This window comes from Candidatus Villigracilis affinis (assembly GCF_016705895.1).
Lineage (GTDB): Bacteria > Chloroflexota > Anaerolineae > Anaerolineales > Villigracilaceae > Villigracilis > Villigracilis affinis.
The window spans coordinates 356,329-379,581 of sequence record NZ_JADJKT010000036.1 but is presented as its reverse complement, the minus strand read 5'-3'; the positions used below and the strand labels follow the sequence as shown (position 1 = coordinate 379,581).

Sequence of the window (23,253 nt, the reverse complement as noted above, 5' to 3'; positions counted from 1 at the left end):
TTCCTTCCCCTTTCTTTTTTTCCCTCCCTCTTCCTCTTTGGTCATGCTTTCTTCCGGCGGGGAATTTCAATTTTGGCAAACTCAGTTTCCAGTTCAGAGAGAAGCGCTTCTGCTACATCTTCTGGTGTACCTTCGCGCTCGACCCACGGTCCGCGTTTGTATTGCGCGCTGTATTCTTCAGTGGATGTTAACCCAACTGCCATTGCGTAGGCGTCGATTTTATTTTGGATCTTGTCGGAAAGTTGTTTTTTTACCGTGCGTCCATCTCCTTCCACTGTAAATGAAGAAGGGATGTGCTTCCAGTAAAAGATACGATATTTTGCCATGGTCATTTGCCTCTCAAAATTATATATAATTTTGAGAGCGATTTTACGTGAGGTTGGCAAAGCGGTCAATGCAAAAATAAACCCCGCAGAGCGGGGTTACAAAATTGGAAGGTTCTTTTCCCAGAAAATTAGCCAGATTGCAAACACGATAAAAAGAATAAGCAGGATGATCCCCGTTTTGGTCCAGTGAAATTCTTTGACGAAGGTGCGATCGGGAAATGCGCCGAAGCCGCGTGATTCGATTGCGAGTGCGGTGTTCTCTGCTTTGCGCAGCCCGTTGACGATGACCGTGAACATGTATCTCTGCCATAGCCGAATGCGATGGCGAATGGGGGAGCTGGAGGCGCGTCCGCGGATGGCGTGGGCGGCTTTGACGGCGTCCACTTCCTGTTGAACCACGGGGAGGAAGCGCAGCGCCATGAACACAGTGAAGGCGTAACGATACGGCATGCCGATGCTGACCAGTCCCACCATCAGGTCGCGGATGTCCGTTGTCCAGATCAAGATGAAGGAAGCCAGCACCATGATGGTGATGCGCAGAAAATATTGCAAGCCTTTATCGAAACCTTCCTTGCCAACTGAAAACCCTAAAACATTGATGGTTTGTGTGGAAGGCGCGGTAAACAAATGGACAAAGAATAACAGCGTGCCCATGATCAAAATGATCGGCATCGCCTGCCAAATAGTTTTGAGCGGCACTCTTGCGAGGATGATCATCACGAAGACCACCACCGCCAGCATGACCACACGCGAAAGATTGCTTGTCAATTGAAACGTGGTGAGAATGACGAGAATTACCCAGATCAATTTACTGAGCGCGTCGATGCGGGTGAAAAAGGAGTCGTTATCAATGTAACGCAGGGAATGTTCGCTCATTGCATCGCTCCGATGAAATCATCCACGGTGTTCAAACCTTCGGGCACAGATACGCCGCGTGCGCGCAAACCATCCACAAGGCGGCGCAGGGATGTGGTTCGCAGGGAGGCGCGTTCCACGAGTTCGGGAGATTGAAAAAGCATGTTCGGACTGCCATCGAAAATCTTTTCGCCGTTCGCCATCACAATGGCGCGGTCAATGTGTGCATCCACGAGGCGCATGTCGTGCGTGATCATCAGCACGGTGATGCCTTCTTCGCGCAGGTTGTTGATGAGTTGAATGAGTCTTTCAGTGAGGCGGCGATCCTGTCCGTAGGTTGGTTCATCCACGATCAAAAGTTTTGCGCTGCCGCCGATCAACATGGTCGCTACGCCGAGTCTGCGCTTTGCGCCAGCGCTCAACGAAAACGGATGACTGTCTGCGGTGTCGGTGATGTCGAGCCGGGCGAGCATTTCTTCCACGCGTTTGTTGACCACATCCGCATCGTCAATACCTTGCGCGAGCAGACTGTACGCCAACTCTTCGCGGACGGTGTCGCATAAAAATTGATGTTCGGGATTCTGGAAGACGAGCGCGATCTGATTCGCCAGATCCTGGACTTTCCAGCGCTTCGCACTGCGCCCGAACATGGTCATTTCACCGGCTGTTGGTTTTTGCAACCCGACAAGGAGTTTGCTCAACGTGCTTTTGCCCGCTCCGTTTTGACCGACGATGGCGACGATCTCGCCCTGCTTGATGTCAAACGAAACGCCGCGCAAGGCTTTGAAGTTATTGCTGTACGTGAATTCGACATTCTCAGCGTGGATCAAAATTTCGGGGTCAGCGACCAGTTTTTCGTCAGGTTTTGATTCGTTGAATTTCACATCCGCAAAAACATCCACGGCTTCTTCCACAGTGATCGGAACAGGCTTGTTGAATTTTCCATCCGCCTTCAAGCGCAGACCGATCTCGGTGGGTTCGGGAAGCCATACGCCGAGTTCGAGCATTTTGTCACCGTGTTGTGCGACCACATCGCGCGGCGCGCCTTGAGCAACGACGCGGCCTTCGGCAAGCAGGATCATGTCATCGGCTTCGGCCATGAATTCATCGAGGTCTTTGGTGACGAGCAAAACAGCTTTGCCTTCGTCGCGCAATTTCAGGATGAGTTGATGGACGGAGTGGGTGGTGGCGGGATCAAGGTTGGCGGTGGGTTCGTCGAGAATGATCAGCGGCGGCTCCATCGCGATGACGGAAGCAAGCCCCAGTTTTTGAGTCTGACCGCCCGATAATGCCCAGACGAGATTTTTTCTCAGGCGTTGCAAGCCCACAAAATTGAGCGACTGCTCCACGCTTTCCAAATTTGTTTGGGATCGCGGCGTAAATTTTCGGGACCAAAGGCAATTTCATCTTCGACCTTGAGCGTGGCGAACATCCACTCAGGGTCTTGAAACAACATGCCTGCGGACTGTGCCAGTTCCTGCACGGGCGTTTTTGCGATATCGTGACCATCCACAGTGATCGTGCCTGTCAGTTTGCCGCCGAGGATCTGCGGAATGATTCCATTCAACAACATGCACAGCGTAGACTTGCCCGAGCCGGACGGACCGACAAGCAGCGTAAAAGACCCGCGCTGGATGGTGAGATTCATGTCCATGAGCGCGGGGGCGGTTTTGCCGTAATGTTTATAGGTGACTTGTTCGAACCGCACGAGCGGTTCTTGTTTGGGTTGATTCAATGAAGACTCGTTTTATATGTCACCCTGAGCGAAAGCGAAGGGTCTCTAGCCTTGGATAGAGATGCTTCGCTTCGCTCAGCATGACATTGCGTAAAATTATTCAGCCCCGCGCCGTGTTGCTCGCAATAGTCCTGTCTTGGCAATCATCGTGCCGAGGAAGTAGCCAAGCAGACCAGAGAAAATGAAACCAGAGATTAGGTTGATGGGGGCGGCGATGAGGTAATCGGTGAGGGAAGTCCATCCGTAGAGAATGAAACTCCACACGGTGCCGAATTGGGAAGCGCCCGCGCCAGCGAGACCAAGAGCCAGCCAGCCGAATTTGGTGTACATGCAGAAGGCCATCACCACTTCAGCGCCGATGCCCTGTGAAATGCCCCAGCCGAGCGTGGAGAGACCCGCTTGGTTACCGAGCAGTGCTTCCACACTGGCTTCGATAATGCCGATGATAAGCATGGAACCAGATTTGCGTACGAGGAAATAGGCGAGGATGTATGCCCACATGAAGGTCCCTTGCAGGGCCGCGCCGTAGATCGGGCTGACGGTGTTGGCGGCATACCAGACGTTGCCCATCCAGGTGTTGATCACGCCCGCGAGCGCGCCCAGTACCGCCATGATGACGAGGTCGGATGTGGTGTAATTGAAATTGAAACCACCCTTGGCAGTCGGGTCAGATTTGACGGTCTTGACGACGAGGCCGAGCACAACAAGGATCACGATGTTGATGACAAGGATTACGGGGGTACTCATGGTATGGATTCCTCTTTTCTTTTTAAAACAGGATTTGGTTTTGCAACAGAGCCAATGCCCTGCAATGCACTACAGTTTTAAACCCATTTCTTTTAATTCAGTTTTGACTTCCTCATACATCTTTTGCCAGAAATCCAGCGGCTCGATCTTTACGGTATCGTACACTTCATTGAACGGCTTGCCGGGATTGCCATCCTGCGTGAAAACATGTTCGTATTTGGGGAGCAATTGGAGGACGAAATCATTCGCTTCCTTCATGGACATCTTCATGCGATGGGAAGCCAGCGCCACCTCTGCCATGAGTCGCGCTTCCAGGCCCGAGCAGTTGGGTGCGTTGCCATCGGCAGCGCCGCAGCCTTCGAGATGATTTCCGCTCACAGCGTTGACAATGGCATTGGCAGCGGTTTCGTAGAGCAGTTCCTTTGTCCCTGCGCCGGACTTCGGGTAAATATCTGCCACGATGATGGAGGGTGCATGGCGGGCAAATGCCTGCCCCGTGGCGTTGATGACCCACAACACATCGCGCGTGGATGTGGCAACATGCCGAACATGGATCGGATGCAGGATGTGATAATCCGCGAGACAGGTGATGTTCGCGATCAAATACGAAGCGACATTGATCACCGCCGAGCCAGCAGGTCCGCCGCCGAGCCCGCCGACGATGACGCAGGGCAGGGAGGCGTTGACCATTCCATATTCAAGAGAATTGACTGCGCGCGAGATGTTGCGATGATCCATTTTGAGTTCATTCAACATGGGCACAAGATGCGAATCGCACGAGCGTAGATAATCGGGATGCGCTGCGGCGAGATCGCCCAATTCGGAAACCGAACTTTGTGCGGCGAGCATGCCCATACCAGCGCGCCCAACGCGCTTCAATCCTTGACGCATGTATTGCAGTTCGCGCCGCGTGGAAACGATCTCGATCGGATTCCCCGTGCGCACTTCGCGGCCGTCCACTTCAACGAGCGTGCCGCAGGTGGCGAGGTCGATCAACGGCTCCTGCATATACGAGATGACATTGGCGAGGAATATCTTTTCAGGAATGGGCGTCCCTGGCGAGCCGCCGAAGAATAACGGAGCCCGCTCATCGTTCAGGTGACGCGCATACAGCGTGCGGGCATCCTTGCCTTCGCCCATTACCACTTCCTGCGGCATGTTGCGAATCCCACTGTCGATCTCATCTTGTGAAAGCTGGATGATGCGCTCGGTGGAGCGGCTGTAGGAGCCGAGTTCCACGGCCATTTCGTAGCCAGCCTTCCAAATGGCTTCGGAAAGCGCCGCATCGTCCGTGACCAATTCGTTGGGATTCCATTCGAGCTTGTATTTCTTCACCAGCCGACGTGTGGTCATGGCGATCTTTTCAAGATCCCAGTTCTCTTCTGAAATGTAGGGACCCGTTTGGGCGCGATCGAGAATATCAAGATAGTTCAGCATCGTTGTCTCCAATACAATAAATAAGTGCACAGAAATTCTGTGCACTTCAAGATCATGCTCCGATTTTTGCGCGGGCCAGTTTGACAGCGTCAGCGGCATTCCTTGCGGTGCCGTCTGCTCCGATGTGCATGGCCCATGATTCTGTGACAGAGGCTCCGCCGACCAGCACGATGTATTTTTGGCGAATGCCGCGCGCATCCAGCAGTTGGATCAAATCCTTCATGAATGGCATGGAGGTGGTCAACAGGGCGGAGAGACAAATAACCCTTGCCTCGATCTCCTCGGCTTTATCGATGATGGATTTGATGGGAACATCCACGCCCATATCGGTCACTTCGAAGCCTGCCGCCGTAAGCATGGAGGAAACGATGTTCTTGCCGATATCATGAATATCGGTGTGAACGGTTGCGGAAACCACCTTGCCTTTTACCTGGCTGTCGTTGTCTGCGTATTTTTCGAGCAGTACAGGCTTGACGATTTCCATGGCGCCTTTCAACGCGCGCCCGGTCAGCATTAATTCGGGCAGGAAATATTCGCTGCGCTCAAAACGCTTTCCCACTTCATCGGCAGCATCCATCAACCCTCTATTGAGGATCTCCATCGGATCGACATTGTCTTCCAGTGCTGCCTTTGTGGCTTCCATGGCATCTTCCGCCTCACCATCAATGATGGCCGTGGCAATGGCTTGCAAATGTGTGCTTTCGGGCATGGCATCTCCAGACGGTCTTTGAATTTATGAGTTGAATTTTATGATAGTTTGCCCCGGTGTACAAGCCCGTTATTTTTCGGCCTTCGTTTATCCGCTTCCCATTTCGCTCCCTGCCAGCCAGCCTGTTGTCCAGGATGATTGGAAATTGAATCCGCCGGTAATGCCGTCAATATCCAGCACTTCGCCAGCGAAGAATAACCCTTCCACGAGGCGGCTTTGCATGGTTTTGAAATCCACTTCCTTTAATTTCACGCCGCCACAGGTGACGAACTCTTCCTTGAATTGTCCCTTGCCCTGGATCATGAATTCGCCTTCGGTCAGTTCCCCGGCGAGTTTTCTTAATTCCGCTTTCGAACTATCGGCCCAGTTTTTATCGCCGATGAAATCGGTCAACTGTTTCCACAGGCGGATGGGGATTTGCGAAAATGCGGAATTCGTGGCGATCTTTTTACGGGCATTCTCGTGCCATTCCTTGCTGCGTTGTAAAACTTCCAGCGCAGAGTCAAGTTTGTAGTCGCCGAGCCAGTTGACAGTTAAGCGCGAAGCGTATTTTTTGTCGAACAAAATTCGCGCGCCCCAGGCCGAGCATCGCAGCACGGCAGGTCCGCTCAAACCCCAGTGGGTGATGAGCAAAGGGCCGCGTGTCGTGACCGAATCCATTTTGAGGGTCACGTTTTCAACCGAAACGCCAGCGAGGCCGTCGATCCTTTTATCTTTTATGTTGAAGGTGAATAATGAAGGCACGGGCTCTTCAATGGAATGCCCCAGCGATTTGACGATCTCGCGCGTTTTGGGATCGCTGCCTGTGGCGATCAATAATTTTTTTGTTTGGATGAAAAGAACCTCCGCATCTTTTCTTAACTCAAGTTTGAATCTGCCCGAGGAATTTTTTTCCACCCGCTGCAATGTCGTGCCCAGAAGCACCCGCACCCCGGCCTTTTTCGCCGCCTCGCGCAGACAGTTCGCAATGGTGTTCGAATCATCGGTGACGGGGAACATGCGGTTATCTGATTCTGTTTTCAATCTCACGCCGTGTTCCTCGAACCATTTGACCGTATCCGCGGGTTGAAAGCGTGTGAATGCGCCGCGCAATTCGTTCCCGCCGCGCGGATAAAAATGGATGAGCTGTGCGGGGTCGAAACATGCATGTGTGACATTGCAGCGCCCGCCGCCGGAGATGAGCACCTTGCCAAGCGTCTGGCTGGATTTTTCGATAATGAGCACGCGCAGGTTCGGGTTCAGCTCGGCACAGCGAATGGCCGCAAAGAAACCCGCAGGCCCGCCGCCCGCGATGAGGACATCCCAATTGGGGTTGATGAGGTTTGGCATTTTATAAAAACTCCGTGTCAGTATACACTGACACGGAGTTTAATGGTTTGAGCGGGGACGTTATTTTTGTTGAACCATTTCGTGTAAGAATTTCATGTTCAACTCGAATGCATCGGCGTTTTCCCAGCCTTCGGTGAAAGCTGGAGGGTGAAGAGCAGCGGCGCTTTCAGTTGTGCCGCCTTTGCGCCAATTCTGTTCCGCCATTTGCAGCAGAGTGTTGATGTAGCTTTCGATCAATGTCACATCTGCAAGTGTGCCGATTTCACCGTGACCAGGCACCAGGCGGGCAGGCTCAAGCATTTTTATTTTCGCAAAGATATTGAGCCAGTTGTGTGGGTTGCCATGCGTCAGGTCAGGATGATCCCGTTCTGCGGGCAGGTACAGGAATGCGTCACTTTCGGTTTGTTTTAGCGGATTGTAGGTGATTTAGTTGGGCTGATTCGGCCCAACAGGGAAGTGCGCATCCGTGTGCAGGTGGTGTTATGCAACCTTTTTCAAGCTCATTGATAATAAAATCAAGGCATCAAAAATGCCAGCATTATTCTTTTGAAATTCAACAATTGCCTCACTTTCAACAAAAAAATACCTTGTTTCTGATTCAGGGTAAAGTTCCCAGCGGAATGCACCTTGAATTGATTCGATTAACAAGTGGGGGCCTTCTCTTTCTACTTGAACGACAAAGTCCGGATAATCAGGATGTTGATATTTTCCTTCATACTGGGAATAAATATTCGGATTGACTTGAGCAACTTGTTTTTCTATTGGCAGGAAATCAGACCATTCGTAGACATTTGAAATGCTGCGCACAATTTCCATCATTAAGTGATCGCCATTGTCACTATTTGTCATCACAACCGCCCCCTTTCCGTTTCCCGTGTAAGCCGCTAAATAACTACGGAAGCCTTCGTTTCCACCACTATGACCAAAACGAATAATATTATGCCCCAGCTTTTTTACCGCCAATCCTAATCCATAATCCTCTTGGACTGCCGTAAGCATGCTGTCAGCCATACTTGCCGAGAGTATCTTATTTGACCGATTGTCATAAGATTTCATGATCTCGATGGCGAATTCTGCCAGATCAGTAGGCGTTGTCCATAAACCGGCGGCAGCTTTTTCAGGATATGTGTGCCATTTTCCTTTGATAGGCACCCCTGCGCCAACATGACCAGTAGCAGCTTTTTCTCTCAGTTGCATGGGAAGCGGCTGTTCAAAAGTGCTGCTATGCATATTTAGTTTATCCAGCACTTCGGTCTGTAATAACTCTTCAAAAGCTTTATCAGATATATTTTCAAGAATTTGCTGCATGATCGTATATCCCCCTCCAGAGTATCTGAACATACTCCCGGGCGCAACGTCCACTTGTATCGGTGCTGAATTTGCTGGCGTCTCACCATTGAGTATTTGTAATAGGGATGGCACTTCATCATCAAAGCCATATCCTTGAAAGCCGTGAACGGTTAATCCGGCGGTATGTGAAAGAATACCACGGAGGGTTACTTTATTTTTTTCTGTATGCTCATTTTCTGGGATTTGCCAGGAAGAAAGATATTTATTTGCATCAATATCTAAATCCAATTTCCCTTGTTCTGCGAGCCTGAGCACCAGCATTGCTGACACCGGCTTACTAATCGAAGCGGCTTGGAATAATGTGTCAGGCGATACTTGTGTATTTCCATTCGTTTCCAATACGCCGTAGCCACGAGCCCACTCAATGTTCGTATTGTTGATAACCGCGATACTAACACCAGGGACATGGAAGTATTTCATTCTGTTAATCAAGTTATAGGATTTTTTTGGAATCCCATGGATAGAAACAGCGGTCAGTAAATTATCTTCAATAGCTTGAATATTCTTATTGGACATATCTCACCTTTGATATTTTGACGAACCTAACGGTTTAGACATGTCTTAGATCGCAGAACATCCCCTCAAGGGGGCCTTGATGCTGGGACGGGCGGAAGTCTCACAGACTTATGATTCTCAATGAATGAAAATTATTTTGGTTGCAAGAGTTCATGCAAGAACTTCATGTTTTCCTCGAATGCCTCGGAATTATTCCAGCCATCGGTGAACGCTGGAGGTTGGAGAGCGGCGGCGCTTTCTGCGGTGCCACCTGCATGTTGATTTTGTTTTGCCATTTGCAATAGTGCGTTGATATATTGCTCAATAAGTTCCACATCTGCCAGTGTAGCGAGTTCGCCGTGACCGGATACCAGTTGGATGGGGTCAAGCGCTTTAATCTTTGCAAGGATGTTGAGCCATTCGTGTGGGTGACCGCTGGACATACCAGGTTGAAATTTCGTCGCCAGCAGATCACCAGTGAAGATAATCTTCTCTATGGGCAAATGCAAAAATGCGTCGCTGTCGGTATGTCCACCGCCAAATGTGACGAATTCGACGGTGCGTTTGGTTCCTTTGAATTCCACTCGATCGGTGAAGATGTGATCTGGTAAGCGTAGTTCCAACTGCGGAAAGGTATCAATGATTGACTGCGCAAATCGCACACCGTCTTCGAAATCCAACCGCTCGGCTTCGTCTTTCGCGACCTTTGCGCTTTCAGCCCATTCTTTCAGTTGGTTGGGCCAATGTTGTTTGAATTCAACAATATCCGCCTCGGTCTTCTCAGCGATGATCTCGCTTGTGCGTACGGTGGCGTAAATCTCCGTTTCGGGAGCGAAAGCCGCATTTCCAAAAACATGGTCTTGATGCCAATGACTGTTGAGCACATAATCTACAGGTCGCCCGGTAAGACTCTCAGCCACGTTGCGTAATTCCGCGGCAGAGGCGGGTGAGAAAGTAGTGTCGAAGATCAACGTGCGGTCACCAAGATCGACAATGCCTGAGTTGCTCGCTGCCAGGCCAGTTGTTATCACGATTGCCGCCCATACACCGTCAGCCAGTTCGTGATAGGTGAAGTGTTCTGATTGGGGAAGTAGTTTAGAAGTCATGGGAGTATCTCCTTTAGATTCTGGTTTACTTATTCAGGGCTTCCGCCTGAAACTGTCCTTCAACTGTGCCGACAGAATGGAAATTGATATACGGGTTTATACGACGTTTAATCACCTCACCAATTTCAGTGATAGCCTGCGCCGCTTCAGGCACGAAGGGCGCGCGCCTGGGATCACAGATCGCCCGTGCATTCCACGTCAATCACTGGTGACAGGCAAATCACCTGTAAAGGCATGTCTGGTTATCCCCAGAGAATGGCAGTGGAAAGCGCCAGCCCACCCCGCCAACACATTTTTCGCAGCCAGTCATAAGCCGTTAAGGCATCCTGTAAGCCGCAGGGAAGGATCTCGAGGCCTCGATAATCAATGATCAGGGTATGAATTTTCCCGCTTCAGCGTTGACCTCGTGGCCGGAATTTGACGGACCCCAGCGCATACCCCAAAAGCCGAAGGCACCGGGGAATGATCAACCATGTCAATGGTTATGTTTTCATGCAGTGATTTCGAAATTTGCCAGCTGCTCCGCTATCTGTTAGCTGGCGCAGCTTTTCGTGGGGCCGTTGTAATCGCCGGAATTTTATGTAATTCAAATATAGTTTTATGATATGACTTTGCCAGCTTGACATTTTCTTTACCTCATATATCAGGAACGTCCAAGGTTTTGTTGAGAGAATCGAGTCGTTTTCAGTTTCTGCGAACCGTTTGATAAGGTAACAGTGCTGATGTCCGGGCGGAAAATCATTCAATTGCCAAGCAAGTTCATACCCGCATTTTTGATAAAACGCAGGGGCCTGGAAGCTGTAACTGCCAATCAATATCACTTTGCAATTGCGTTCGCGGGCTTCGTTTTCGGCGGATTCCAGCAAGGTGCGCCCATAGCCATGTCCGCGCCATGAGGAGTGAACCCAAAGCGATTGAATCTGACAGGCATGTGCCCAGGTCCAACCGCAGCAGCCTGCCACAATCTCATCCTGTTCATTACGGATAAAGAAACCAAAGAGCTGACCATCCTCCTGTCCTGTTTGATCGCTATTGAATTCATACAGACGGTCTTCAAGAAATTGCAGATCGTTGGGGGAAGGAACACTTCTGGTCAGAATATGATTTGTATTCATTGTCAATTTTCCTAACTTGTCCTGTAAAAAAAACTTCCCTATTTTGAACTTCGGGCTATCCTTGTGTTCGGTGCGGGATAAATCCCTGCCTCAGTTCGTGAAAGTCGGCTAAAGCCGACTTAGCCCGAAAGGGCTTCATAGACTGAGGCAGGGACTTTAGTCCGCCGATTTCGAGAGAAAACTGAGTTGTTGTGCACGACTCTCGGTTGCCATTGAAAGGGTTTCCTTACGGCGCATGCGGGACATGCATCCATATGCAAAGTTGCTGGCATTCTTCCAATGTCAGCGTGCGTGTAACGCGGGACTGTGCCGGTGCGATCACATCCTGAATTGGCAGAAGGAAAATGGAAATCTCTGACTTGCGCCTACGGCGAGACGTTTCCATCCGGATTGAATACAGCTTTGCCAATGCCGCCGCTATCAACAGGAAGTGTCAACAAATTGACCCCATTGGTCATATCCCATATACGGGCAGTGCCATCAAGACGTGAGGTAGCAAGTAGTGTTCCGTCCGCTGAATGCGGCGAATTAACTACGCCAGTGTGTCCTCTCAAAATCGATACATATTTGCCGGTGAATGCATCCCATATATGAATGGTGCCGTTGAAACTGCCAATTATTGCTAGTTTTCCATCCAGACTATAAGCGACAGCCGAAATGAGACTATCACTGGGAAGGGTGAATATTCTCTCTCCCGTGATTGCATTCCAAATAATTCCGACCCCAATTATAGTATTGAAATCACCGCCGCCAGCGACGAGAAACCTTCCATCCGGGGCTATACGCCACGGATGTCTGATAATCGCTGTCTCCTTGAAGTGTGGACCAGGCGTTGCCTCTACCAAATCCAGATGATGACTGTGCCATCAATGCTTGCACTGGCGAGGCGGGTCTCCCATCCGGTGAAACCGATTGCAAGACTATATCTGTATGTCCTGAAAGGGTTTTAAGTTGTTCGCCAGTCTGCGTATCCCAAATGATGATGGTCTTGTCGTAATTTCCGCTGGCAGCCAATTTTCCATCCGGGCTGTACGTTGTATAAAGAGCGGGCCATTCAGTTGGCGCAGTTTTTACCAGAAGATGCGTCCCAAATCCGGGCATTCCCATCCGTATAGTCGTCAGAATGTGCTTTCCATCCGGGCCAGTAATAACATACATCGACCAACCGCTTACGCTGTATCGACAAAGGGATAAAAGCACTTCTTTGGGCGTAAGATCCCAGACACGTGCAGTGCCATCCCAACTGGCTGTGTTGCCAGACGGGCGCCATCGGGACTAAAAGAAAAGCCAAAGGGATTGTGCCTGGCGTGACCGAGAGCGTGTAATACACTTGCCCGGTGGCCCCTATCCCAAATCCTCACTTTCTGGTCATGGCAGCGCCACGGGTGCCCCATCCGGGCTGAATGCAATTTCGCTAATTTGATTTGTGTGACCGAAGTTTCCGTTTAATATTACTTTTCCGCAGCGGCATCCCAGAGTACTGCCAACACGCTGTTCGTACCACCGCCTGATGCAGCGTTTAAGCTTACCATCGAGGGCTGAATGCACCCAATAGGCTGTCGTACCACTTCTTCAGAAAGGGCAAGATGTTCCTCTCTTGTCCAGAACTATCCCATATCCTAACGTACCCATCCAGTTACTGGCAGTGCGAGCGATTTCCATCTGGACTAAAGGCCACATGTGAAATCCAATCCAAATGACCTTGCAAGGCTAGAAGTTCCTTCCCGGTTGCCACATCCCAAATACGAGCAATTTTGTCGTCACTTCCCGTTGCCAATAATTTTCCATTTGGACTAAAGTCAACGTTTCCAGCATCACCTTCGGTTGTAGCCTTTATCGTAAACAATTCCTTGCCGGTGATCGCATCCCAGATCTTTGCCGTACCATCTTGACTGCCTGAGGCGATAAGTTTGCCATCCGGGCTAAAAACCGCCTTCCAGACAATATCTGTATGCCCGTTCAATGTTAATTCCAGGCGTGAGGTTTGTACTGCGCGATGTAAGGCATCTTCTGCTTCCGGTAGAACAGGTTGACCTATCGTATAAGTTTTATTCACGGCTTGTAGCGCAAGCAATATACTGAGCTCCGGGTCAATGTCTAAATTAATATTTGCTTCACTCGATAATTCGCGCACCGAGGCGATCAATTCTTGTTGTTGTGCGATGTTGCGTTCTGCTTGTGCAATTGACTGGGCATTCAGAGCCTGTTGTGCATTTCGACTTGAACTTCTGGGTGGCTTGGTTCCAAGAATGCCGCAACATGCGCCAATGATCGCCAATGCCAGCGCTCCAGAGATGCGCCCGCGCGGGTCGTAAACAGAGATCGTCTTTCTGTTTCTGCCAGTTTTTGCGCGGTTTCCAGTTCCCGCCTTTGGCGTGACTGTTCTTCCAATTCACGGCGATCTCGTTCAACGACACTTGCAGATAAGAATGCGCGCTCGTCCTGTGTCAGCGCGATGGTGGTATTCGACGACCAGCCCTCGAATTGTTCCAGGCGCGAACCTGCCATCAGAAAACTTGCATCGCGTTGTGCAGTATTCCATTCTTGCACGGCATGGTTAAGCTGTCTTTGTGTGCGCACATCCGCGCGGCTTTCGTTGAGCCATTCGCGCAGACGAGTCCATTCGCGCAAGAGCGCTTCGTGCGCTACTTCAATGGTGGGATTACGCGTGATCGGGTCACGGTCAAAGGATAACAAACGCGCTTTGCCAAATATTTCAATTACTTTTTGAATGGCGGATTGATGATCTTCATGCAGTGACTCAATTTCATCACGTAGGACTCTGCGGCGGGTGTCTTCCGTCCCTTCGCCTAGTGTCACCAGGCGAAGGAATAACTGGCACGTTGCAGATTGAGCGGCTTCATCCAGACTGGAATAAATTGTTTCCGCACTTCGTCCCAACGCACCAAGCACACCACCAATTTCTTGATAGGCTTTGTTTGTTAATGTGCGTCCATCGCGCTTGTCGAAAAGCTCCGAGAGCGCATATTGCAGCAACGGCAATGCGCCGGGTTGATTCCCAACTTCACGAATGATCGTCGAGACAAGACCCTTTTCCAGCTTAAGTCCGACGCGCTGTGCGGGGGCTAGAATCGCACGTTCCAATTCATCCGCTGTGAGGGGTAGGATAAATTCAAAGCGGCGATTCATCAACTCACCAAAATCCACGTAGCGCAAAGGCTTGTCGGTGAAATCGGCGCGCAAGGTGATTACCACGCGTAAACGACTGCGTTCATCCAACACGGCGGATGCAAGGTTTTCCAACAGCAACGCGCGTTCGGCTTCATCTTCGATCAGTGTGAATACTTCTTCAAATTGGTCGATTACTAATACGAGTTCCACCGATGCATCCGTAGGCAAAATGCGATGCACCGCACGCAGCAAGCCGCGATTGCCATCCTTCATTTGAGATAACAAATGCTCCGGCGGATTGACAGCCACTCGCAGCAAAGACGCTTCAAGTTCTTCAAACGGATGTTTGCCCGGCAGCATATCCACGATGAACCAATTCTCGGAACCGGGCAGGCCGCCGCGACGAAGTGCGGGAATCAACCCGGCTCGGACTACTGAGGACTTGCCGCTGCCACTCGGGCCGATGACTGCCAGAAAGCGACTCAGATCGCCGCCCTCGCCGAGGCGCGCCAGCAATTGCTGAACCAGCGTTTCACGCCCGAAAAAATTATCAGCATCGGCTTCGCTAAAGGCGCGCAATCCTTTGAAGGGATTAATGATTTCGAGATCAGTTTCTTCTTCAATATGAATAATGGTTGGACGATCATTTAGCAGGCCGCTGGTTGCCTGCCGAAAATCTTTATAGAGAGACAGCGCATCTTCGTAGCGATCCTCTGGGTTTTTTGCAGTCGCGCGCCCAATGACCTTGTCTAACAAGGCAGGCAAGCCGCTATGGTGCGCCGCCAAGGATGGCATGGGTGCATTGATATGCTGTTGAATAAAGTCGATCGGCGTGGGACCCGCGAAAGGCAGGGCGCCGGTCAACATTTCGTAGAGCATGATGCCCAAACAATAAATGTCGGTTTGCGGTTTGATGGTCAGCGAGCGGATTTGTTCCGGCGACATGTAATGCGGCGTGCCGACCATCTCATCGATTTGAGTTTTATGTTCCAGGTCGGGGTCGCTGATATTTTTGGCGATGCCAAAATCTGCGAGATAGGCGTTTTGATCTTCATCCAACATGACATTGGCGGGTTTGAGATCGCGATGGATGACTCCAATACGGTGCGCGGCATTTAGGGCGGAACACATTTGTTCAAGGATGTGGGTGGTCGCTTCCAAAGAAAGCGGACCCTGACCGAGCAGGTTTTGAACGTTTCCCCCGCGTAACAAGCGCATCACCAGATATGCCACACCCGGTTCGCGCCAGTAATCATAAAGCGGAACAATGTGCGGATGCTCAAGCCGCGCCACCAACTGGGCTTCGGCCTCAAAGCGGCGAATGAAATCAGGATGGTTGGCAAAGGCAGGCAGGATGATCTTGACAGCCACTTCACGCTCAACGTTGGGTTGAACAGCGCGATAGACAGAGCCCATTCCCCCCCATGCCGATGCGTTCAGCCAATGCATATCCGCGGATGGCGCGACCTGTCAGGTCTTCGCGGCCGATCTCATCTAATGAAGGGGCGGGGGTGATGGCGGGGAAATCAGAGGCTTCAGGATGTACCGCACGAGCGCGGCGCACGAATTCGGCACGGTCATCCAGAGGAATGGCAAGTGCCATTGCCAGGCGCTCTGCGATTTGGACGGAGGGGCGTAAGTCATCGGCTTCGATCTTTCGCAACGTAATGGCTGCGCATCCCACACGCCGCGCCAACTCCTCCTGCGTTAGATCCATTTCACGGCGGCGCTGCCTGACAAAACCACCAAATGACATGTCTTGATTCATACCATCTCCTGTAAAATCTTACGCACCAATCAATAAAGAAGAGTATAGTGCATGGGAAGGGTGAATACAAGAAGTTGCATCTTTATATCGCTTTTATATCGGTAAGGTTATAATCCATTCATCACACCCTATCTGCGGGATACAAACCCATGATGCGAGCTCTCAGCGTTTTCCTTTGCCATGCTTCACAAGATAAGCCCGCAGTACGCGAGCTATATAAAACGACTTTCCGCTGAAAAATGGATTGCCCCTGGCTCGATGAAGAAGACCTGTTGCCAGGGCAGGATTTTGACCTGGAAATTATTAAAGCCGCCCGCAACGCAGATGCCATTATTATTTGTCTTTCAAAAGTATCAGTTGCCAAAGAGGGATATGTCAACAAAGAGATCAGGCGTGTTCTGGATCTGGCTGATGAGAAGTCTGAAGGCGCGATCTACATTATTCCCTTGCGGCTGGATGAATGTGAGCCTTCCTTTGAGCGCTTAAAAAATTACATTGGGCAGATTATTTCACTCCGAATGCCCACGAAAAGCTAATCAAATCCTTGTCTGCCCGTGCGCGGGCATTGAAGATCGAGATTCCCGAAAATGAGGATGTGGCGAAGGCCCCGACACCTAGCGACGAAGAACTGGGACTGCATCATTTTATTGAGATTTCAATTTTGGATGATGTAAAAGTTTCGTATCCATTCTGGATCGGGAAATACCCGGTCACCAACTCGCAATATGAACGTTTTCTGAATGCTCCTGATTTTACCAACCCGATCTACTGGCTGGATTTTTTAAAGTTCGACGAAAAATGCCAGCCGATGCCCAACTGGGGGAATAAGGGGTTTGAGTTCCTCAAGGAGGAAATCAAAAAGGGAAAAACTGGAAAACTGTTGCCGCGCTTTTGGGATCACAAGGATTTTGGGGGATCGAATCCGCATTACCCGGTTGTAGGAATTTCCTGGTTCGAAGCCAATGCGTACTGTGAGTGGTTGTTGCAGAATTGGGATCGCCTGCCAGAGGGTAGGGAAAACCCATCATTAAAACCGGAATTGATACGTTTACCCCTGGAAACGGAATGGACGGCTGCTTCAGGCGGCGTAATTCCCGCTGGTCGTTATCCCTGGGATGAAGAAGGGGTTGTGACAAAGTCCTTGAAGGTGATCTTACAGCGGGCCAATGTAGAAGAAAGCGCGATCGGCCATCCAACACCTGTGTACGCCTATCCGTTGGGAAAAAGCCCATTTGGGATAATGGATATGGTTGGGAATGTTTGGGAATGGCAGGCCAACTTTTTCATTAAAGACTATGAATGGCTGGCGTTCCGCGGCGGGTCCTGGTATCTCAACCAATTCGTCGAGCGTGTTTCCGGCCGACAGTTCTTCCATTTCTCCCGCCCCAACAAGGCATGGAGTGACTATGGATTTCGTGTGGTGGTCCTTCCCAAAAAGTAATCCTGAATAAATAAATTGTCTTCCCCGTCTATCGCACTGCGCAGACGTCCCAGTAAATACAAACATCCTTCAGACAGCCGAAACTTCGTTTCGGCTGTCGGAAGGATTATATTTGCGCCTGATAAGCCAGGTTTATTAATGGGTGCTTTTTAGACTCAGGTAAACTGTTCCGCTGCGTGCGCTGTAACTTGCCCAGATCACCTTACCGTCCAATTTGTATTCATCCAATAAAATGGTTCGGCCGTCATTACCGGTTTGTTCCACAAAACTGGTCTTGTTCACTGGCAGGCAGGTTACCTTGACCTGTTCATCCGTGGCATTTCCGGTGCGGACGAAATTTTCCACAACTCTATGTATGATCTGTTTTTCTTCTGATGACATATTATTCCTTAATCTCATGCGCCTTGGGAGACAATGCGCGATGCATATCGAGCTCGGCCTGGGCGTAGGGAATGGAAAACACGAATCCCCATTCTCCAAGCAGGGAGGTCTGTGACTGTTTCAAAACCACCTGGTCATTATCGTTAAGAGATTTTGCCTTTTGGAAGGCATGAAGGTCACAGATGATGTGACAGAGCGACTCGGTACGGCCATCCCTTTGCATTTCCTGCAGGCGGGTCTTGCGTTCGTGGCGGTCTTCAGGGAGCGGTTTGCCCGGACTCGACAGGATGTTGATCATTTTCTTGAACTCTGTCTGTGGGGTGGGTGGGCGCAATCTGGTTTCCAGTTTGGCATCCGCCGGGACCCAAACGGTCAGGTCCCTAACTTGTACTGCATAGTAAAGGGTCGTCGCTCCGGCGAGATCCCGCTCTTCCAGGCGGACGACCTGTCCAAATCCATACGTCCAGTGCATGACTGGATCGCCTTCGTGAAAATTCATAAGTTTCTCCTGACTAAAAGGTTCACATTTTTGATGGTTGAGGGTCTGTGTCGAAAGCCGTCACGACTCGCTTTACTTCGAGAAGGTTTTTGAGTATTGCCAGGTTTTCCTTTAGTTGCTTTTTCATTTTTTTTTCCAATATCCCTTCATCGGGCTGGAAAAAATTGACCACATTGGCCTGCGTCGAAATGTTGACTTTGGTGCTGCCTTCGGCCATTTCAAATGTGTACGTGGTTTGTGAAAGCAATGGGCCGGAAAGGGATTTGAAGCCGTATTTTTTATTCGGCTCGAATTCGGTCACCTCGAACGTGCTTTGAATCCGATGCCCCATCAAGTGCCCTACGCTGCGAAAAACGGTTCCGATGTTTTCGGTACCTTCGGAAAGCGTGGCTGACGCCAATGTCCCATACTGCCATTGAAAGTCATTCTCGGGCTTGCATACAAAATCGAAGACCTTTTTGATGGGCTGGTAGATTAGCGTACTGATATTTAAATTGATCATTCAACTCTTTTCTAGACTTGCGTTACTTCGTTTTAGGTTCTGCATCTTTCTGCTCGGATGCCAACCCTTCATCTTGAGCCTTTTTGGCTGCGGTTTGTTTTGCTTCATGACTATCGCGCCGCATGGAGTTGTAATAGGCTGCATTGTCTTTTTCGCTGTTGCGTTCTCCAGCCACCTTTCGCCCGCTGATGAACAAGACAGCCGCCACCGCAGTGACCAGACTGCCCATACACACACCTTGCGGCAGGGAATATCCACGCGTGTTTTGGATGAGGCTTCCCAATAGAACAGCAACCGTAAGTGCGATGGCTCCAACCACAAAAGCGCGGATGAACTTGGCCCTATCGTTATTTACATATAACTGGCTTGACCCGGAATTAAAACGTTTATCAAACCCGCCAGCAGGGGGTTTTTAGTTTTCTTGTCCATAAGTTACTCCTTTTCTAAGGAGAGAAGACGTTCCACAAATCCCCTTCCAGATCCCATGATCTCTCAATTTCATTGTAGCACGTTCACTGGTGAATCGTTCGAGCAGTTTTGTACGCCAAACATGAAAAGCAGATTTCAACCTGCCTTTAGCTGACCAAAACCTTCTGCACATCCGGGCGGGAGAGGAATATCTCCCTGAATTCTTCTGTCCCTGCATGATCGGCGATGAGCAATGCCTCGCGGTTGCCTCGTTCCTTTAATTGAATCACCGCTGATTTATTCCCTTGTTCCGCTTCCAGATTCCCAAGCATCGAACACATCGCCCATACTTCGCGGTGTGCGCCCATTTCATCGGCCAGCGCCAATGCCTCAGTCAGGCTTTGAACTGCCTCTGCTTGATTCCCGGCTGCCTTTAAAATCCTCGCTTGCAAATACAAGATGCTTGGTTTGAGATGCAGCAAATTTAGTTCATTGAATTTTTCCAAAAGTTGATCCACGCAGCGAGTTGCCCGGGCCAATTCACCTTTTGCCAGTGCCAACTCTGCCTCCGCCGCTAAAATGGAATGTGTCTCCCACCAGCCCGGATAGTTCTGTGATTTTATATCGAAATTCTCCCAGCCGGTTTTTACTGCCGCCTCTGCCTCTATTAAATCTCCGCAGTGTACTTGTAGAATGGCCAGTATTGCAAATGCGGCAGAACGCCCGGTGCTGTTGATATGGTCGTGGTATTCGATTGCTTTACGACAATATCGGATGCCTGCAGCATAAGCGCCCAGATCGTAACAGCACCAGGCCAGTTGCTGAAAAATGTCGATCCACAGCCCGGCGACGATCTGTGTCTCTGCCATCTCCAATGCAGGCAGGAGTGATTCGAATGCCAAATCGTACTTGCCGCACAAGATGTGAATCACATTATGTGTGGTCGCCAGGGCATAGACCGAGGTGGAACTTCCCAACGCTTGGTTTGTTTGATACGCCTCCTGCAAAGAAATGAGAGCAGTGTCGAATTTTCCTGTCTCCATGTAAATGATCGCCAGGTTGTGCAAGCTGCTTAATACCCTTGGGCGGTAATCGAGTTCACGATGGATCTTTGTCGCTTCCAATAAAAGCGATTCGGCCTGTTCGAGTTGACCCAACCAAAGGAACGCTACGCCCAGTTCCAGCATGGCCATCCCCAACTGCTCGCGTGAGCCAACCTTGCGCGCCAGTGCTTCTGCCGCACGCAAGTGGCCGATGGTTGGCTCGATCTGTTCGGCACTATACTTGTGGATCATGGCAAGGCTCATCTCAATCTCTGCCTGTGCCTTCAAATCACCCAGCTCCTGTGCAAGTGGCAAAGCCTGCAAAGCTAATTCCCGTGCCAGGTCCAGATTTTGCGTATCGTAATGCCCGGGGAGTATGACACAACGCGCCACCAGTGCGGCCAGTTCCATTTTACGGTTGTCACGTGCGGAAGCCTGTGCCTGCATCTCCTCATAGACATTCAATGCCTCGCGATGGTGAAACTCCATCTCGTATGCCTTGCCGAGGCTCATGTAAAGCTGTTCGAAGATGACTGGCGCCGCGTCTGTTTTCTTCTCATAGAGCAGCGAACGGGCGGTTTCGAAATGTTGGATGGCGCCTGCCGTCGCAAAAAGACGCATCGCTTCTTTCCCCGCCTGTAAACTGTGTTGAAAAGCGAAAGGCCATTCCTTCGCCGACAATGCGTGATGAGCCAATTCTGCAGGCGGCGCTTTTGATTCTGCCAGACCTGCCAAAGCTCGCCGATGAAAGATCAGCTGGCGCGCCTCACTGAGCTGGGTGTAAACGATCTCGCGGATGCGGTCATGTGAAATGGTGTAGGGACGGGCTTCATTTTTTATTTCAAGGATCATGTGCGCCAACAGCAATTCATCCAACGCATTCAGGCTGTCTTGCACATCAATGCCTGAAATTTGACAAAGGCGTTCAAAACTGCAATTGCGCCCGATCACCGCCGCCGCCGCCAAAATGGACGAAGCAGGCAGGCTCAACCATTCAAGACGCGAAACCACCACATCGCGAATGGCAGGGGCCAACGATTGCGATCCCATGGTTTTTAAGTTTGCAAGCGTGGCAGGGATATCCAGTTTGCTGGCGGGTGCTTCGCCAACCCATATCAATGCGCCGTATTCATCCAATGCGGTCAGGGTCTCGGTGAGAAAAAAAGGCTGTCCCGACGTTTCCGCCGTAAGCCAGGCGGAAAATTCAGAAGTGCCCACTGCGTTTTCACCTGCCATAGAAGCGATCAATTGACCGAGATCGTCCATATTCATGGCTGAAAGGCTAAAACGCGTGATCTGAATATCGCGGGTCAGGCCGCTCATCCAATCACGCAGGGTGGCCCCAAACCCCAGCGCCTCACTGCGCATCAGGATCAAAAGCAGGATGCGGCTGTGGCTTTTTCGCCAATTGCGGCTGAGGTAATGAAGCAGTTCCAACGTTTCCGCATCTGCCCATTGCAAGTCATCCATCAGCCAGATCAACGGCCGTTTTGCAGAAAGCGCCTCGGCAAGGCGTGCGATGGCCTCGAACAATCTTGCGCGGGCGGTGGCATCATTGCCAGCGGTCGGCGGCAGATCAGGGTAACGCTCACGCAACTCGGGCAGGATGCGGGTAAGCTCGGCAAGCCAGGCATCATCGAGCAGGTCCTCCGGGGCGTTCTCGCGCTCCAGCCGTTCACGCAGGGAGTCAATGATGGGCTGATAGGGGAGGAGTTGACCGCTGGTCTCGAAGGCGCGTCCTCGCAAAACATCTGCACCTTCGGTGCCGGCCCATTTCAGAAACTCTTCCGACAGGCGCGTTTTACCGATGCCCGATTCACCAGACACGACCACAACTTGCGGCCTGCCTTTTTGAATGTGATGAAAAGCCTGCACCAGACCTTGATATTCATGCGAGCGGCCTATAAATGGAATGTGGAACGCTTCTTCCCGCGCCTCAGCCTGCTCGGCAAAAACTGAAGCAGGAGTCTCCCCCGAGCGAATGTACGCCAGCGTTGCTTCTGTTTCCGCTGAGGGTTCAATGCCCAGCTCCTTTTTCAGCAGGGTACGGCAGGTTTCATAAGTTTGCAGCGCGGCAGAACGATCCCCGTTAAGGAAGTGCAGACGTATCAGACGCTGGTAAGCGGACTCATTAAGAGAATCCGAAATCAGCCAGCGGATGACCGTTTCGATGGCGGGTTGAATAAGATGATGTTCCAGTTGGTGCAGGGAGAGGCGGTCATGGAGAAGATTTTGGCGATGCCCCCAGTTGGCACGTTGGATTATTAACCACTCATCGAAGGCGGGAGAATCGGGCAGGGAGAATCCTTCCAGGAAGAGGCCGCGTGAGGCTTTGGAGGCATTCTCCAACCCAGCGACGTTGGGCTGTGGAACCTTTAGCGGCTGGGATTCTGTTGTTGTTTTTGCAACCAGTTCAAGGTCAAGGAAAGATGCGAGCGCAGCGTTGAATCCGACTCGGTCGCCTTCGATCCGCAGCGGCTCATCCACACCGCGCAAGGCATCCTTGATTCGTGCGAGGGTGTTGCGCAGGGCCGACTGTGCCAGATGCGTTTCGCTTTCGGGCCAGAAGAACGCCAGCAATTTTTCGCGCGGATGCACGCCGCCTTCGACCACCAGATAGGCAAACAGAGCGAGTGCCTTGCGGGTGGCAAATTTCAGCGTTCTACCGCCAAGTGCAACTTCGGGCGGACCGAGAAATTTTAGTTCCAATTCATCTGACAATCATCGTCTCCAGTTTTGGCCGCCCCCAGCGCGAGATTTCTGTTAAATCACCGCCTGAAATGGCAGCCCGAACCCGATCCTTGATACGTTTTTGATACGCTCACTTTGTAGACTGTGACTATCGCAAATGTCTGATTTGAGGTGTTAAAACACG

At 50.8% G+C, this 23,253-nt stretch carries 23 protein-coding genes; 2 read left to right on the top strand and 21 right to left on the bottom strand.

Annotated features, from left to right (window positions below; all coding sequences use genetic code 11):
- Nucleotides 1-41: 41 nt before the first annotated feature.
- From IPI86_RS16925 to IPI86_RS16850, 16 genes are all read right to left on the bottom strand, one after another.
- Nucleotides 42-332, bottom strand: coding sequence for a virulence factor (locus IPI86_RS16925; RefSeq protein ID WP_345299191.1), 291 nt, complete (start codon nt 330-332; stop codon nt 42-44).
- Nucleotides 333-422: 90 nt separating this feature from the next.
- Nucleotides 423-1,202: an energy-coupling factor transporter transmembrane component T gene (locus IPI86_RS16920; protein WP_345299190.1), complete on the bottom strand. Its 780-nt coding sequence runs from the start codon at nt 1,200-1,202 to the stop codon at nt 423-425.
- A complete protein-coding gene (locus tag IPI86_RS16915) occupies nt 1,199-2,530 on the bottom strand; it encodes an ATP-binding cassette domain-containing protein (RefSeq protein WP_345299189.1) in 1,332 nt (443 codons plus the stop codon). Before IPI86_RS16915 ends, IPI86_RS16920 begins: the two co-directional genes overlap by 4 nt.
- Entirely contained in the window at nt 2,491-2,916 is a 426-nt protein-coding gene (locus IPI86_RS16910; RefSeq protein ID WP_345299188.1) for an ABC transporter ATP-binding protein, read from the bottom strand. The genes IPI86_RS16915 and IPI86_RS16910 overlap by 40 nt, the downstream gene beginning before the upstream one ends.
- 96 nt (nt 2,917-3,012) lie before the next feature.
- The gene (locus IPI86_RS16905; protein WP_345299187.1) at nt 3,013-3,663 is read right to left on the bottom strand and encodes an ECF transporter S component; all 651 of its coding nucleotides are present in this window, start codon (nt 3,661-3,663) and stop codon (nt 3,013-3,015) included.
- A 69-nt stretch (nt 3,664-3,732) separates the two neighbouring features.
- Entirely contained in the window at nt 3,733-5,100 is a 1,368-nt protein-coding gene (locus tag IPI86_RS16900) for a monomethylamine:corrinoid methyltransferase (protein ID WP_345299186.1), read from the bottom strand.
- 52 nt (nt 5,101-5,152) lie between these two features.
- Nucleotides 5,153-5,809 carry a corrinoid protein gene (locus tag IPI86_RS16895; RefSeq protein ID WP_345299185.1) on the bottom strand — a complete coding sequence of 219 codons (657 nt, stop codon included), beginning with the start codon at nt 5,807-5,809 and terminating at the stop codon, nt 5,153-5,155.
- Nucleotides 5,810-5,896: 87 nt separating this feature from the next.
- Nucleotides 5,897-7,138 (bottom strand): NAD(P)/FAD-dependent oxidoreductase, encoded by a 1,242-nt coding sequence (locus IPI86_RS16890; RefSeq protein ID WP_345299184.1) that lies wholly within the window; start codon nt 7,136-7,138, stop codon nt 5,897-5,899.
- A gap of 60 nt (nt 7,139-7,198) precedes the next feature.
- Nucleotides 7,199-7,438 (bottom strand): hypothetical protein, encoded by a 240-nt coding sequence (locus tag IPI86_RS16885; RefSeq protein ID WP_345299183.1) that lies wholly within the window; start codon nt 7,436-7,438, stop codon nt 7,199-7,201.
- A gap of 180 nt (nt 7,439-7,618) precedes the next feature.
- Nucleotides 7,619-9,004, bottom strand: coding sequence for a serine hydrolase (locus IPI86_RS16880; RefSeq protein ID WP_345299182.1), 1,386 nt, complete (start codon nt 9,002-9,004; stop codon nt 7,619-7,621).
- A gap of 131 nt (nt 9,005-9,135) precedes the next feature.
- Nucleotides 9,136-10,089, bottom strand: coding sequence for an MBL fold metallo-hydrolase (locus IPI86_RS16875; RefSeq protein ID WP_345299181.1), 954 nt, complete (start codon nt 10,087-10,089; stop codon nt 9,136-9,138).
- A gap of 482 nt (nt 10,090-10,571) precedes the next feature.
- Nucleotides 10,572-11,204 carry a GNAT family N-acetyltransferase gene (locus tag IPI86_RS16870; RefSeq protein WP_345299180.1) on the bottom strand — a complete coding sequence of 211 codons (633 nt, stop codon included), beginning with the start codon at nt 11,202-11,204 and terminating at the stop codon, nt 10,572-10,574.
- A 741-nt stretch (nt 11,205-11,945) separates the two neighbouring features.
- Nucleotides 11,946-12,362, bottom strand: a complete 417-nt coding sequence (locus IPI86_RS16865) for a hypothetical protein (protein ID WP_345299179.1) — start codon at nt 12,360-12,362, stop codon at nt 11,946-11,948.
- A gap of 478 nt (nt 12,363-12,840) precedes the next feature.
- Nucleotides 12,841-13,482 carry a hypothetical protein gene (locus tag IPI86_RS16860; RefSeq protein WP_345299178.1) on the bottom strand — a complete coding sequence of 214 codons (642 nt, stop codon included), beginning with the start codon at nt 13,480-13,482 and terminating at the stop codon, nt 12,841-12,843.
- Nucleotides 13,401-15,752: a protein kinase gene (locus IPI86_RS16855; protein ID WP_345299177.1), complete on the bottom strand. Its 2,352-nt coding sequence runs from the start codon at nt 15,750-15,752 to the stop codon at nt 13,401-13,403. The genes IPI86_RS16860 and IPI86_RS16855 overlap by 82 nt, the downstream gene beginning before the upstream one ends.
- Nucleotides 15,715-16,104, bottom strand: coding sequence for a helix-turn-helix transcriptional regulator (locus IPI86_RS16850; protein ID WP_345299176.1), 390 nt, complete (start codon nt 16,102-16,104; stop codon nt 15,715-15,717). The genes IPI86_RS16855 and IPI86_RS16850 overlap by 38 nt, the downstream gene beginning before the upstream one ends.
- A 239-nt stretch (nt 16,105-16,343) precedes the next feature.
- Between IPI86_RS16850 and IPI86_RS16845 the strand changes: the two genes are divergently transcribed.
- Both IPI86_RS16845 and IPI86_RS16840 read left to right on the top strand, forming a co-directional pair.
- Nucleotides 16,344-16,640, top strand: coding sequence for a toll/interleukin-1 receptor domain-containing protein (locus tag IPI86_RS16845; RefSeq protein ID WP_345299175.1), 297 nt, complete (start codon nt 16,344-16,346; stop codon nt 16,638-16,640).
- 8 nt (nt 16,641-16,648) lie between these two features.
- Complete coding sequence (locus IPI86_RS16840) at nt 16,649-17,545, top strand: SUMF1/EgtB/PvdO family nonheme iron enzyme (RefSeq protein WP_345299174.1); 897 nt, start codon at nt 16,649-16,651, stop codon at nt 17,543-17,545.
- A gap of 135 nt (nt 17,546-17,680) precedes the next feature.
- On the opposite strand, the gene IPI86_RS16835 is transcribed toward IPI86_RS16840, so the two are convergent.
- The 5 genes from IPI86_RS16835 to IPI86_RS16815 all read right to left on the bottom strand — a co-directional run bounded on the left by IPI86_RS16835 (nt 17,681) and on the right by IPI86_RS16815 (nt 23,099).
- The gene (locus IPI86_RS16835; RefSeq protein WP_345299173.1) at nt 17,681-17,926 is read right to left on the bottom strand and encodes a hypothetical protein; all 246 of its coding nucleotides are present in this window, start codon (nt 17,924-17,926) and stop codon (nt 17,681-17,683) included.
- A gap of 1 nt (nt 17,927) precedes the next feature.
- Nucleotides 17,928-18,425, bottom strand: coding sequence for a CarD family transcriptional regulator (locus tag IPI86_RS16830; RefSeq protein WP_345299172.1), 498 nt, complete (start codon nt 18,423-18,425; stop codon nt 17,928-17,930).
- Between the two features lie 22 nt (nt 18,426-18,447).
- Entirely contained in the window at nt 18,448-18,927 is a 480-nt protein-coding gene (locus tag IPI86_RS16825) for an SRPBCC family protein (RefSeq protein WP_345299171.1), read from the bottom strand.
- 22 nt (nt 18,928-18,949) lie between these two features.
- Entirely contained in the window at nt 18,950-19,246 is a 297-nt protein-coding gene (locus IPI86_RS16820) for a hypothetical protein (protein ID WP_345299170.1), read from the bottom strand.
- A gap of 256 nt (nt 19,247-19,502) precedes the next feature.
- Complete coding sequence (locus IPI86_RS16815; RefSeq protein ID WP_345299169.1) at nt 19,503-23,099, bottom strand: AAA family ATPase; 3,597 nt, start codon at nt 23,097-23,099, stop codon at nt 19,503-19,505.
- Nucleotides 23,100-23,253: the final 154 nt, after the last annotated feature.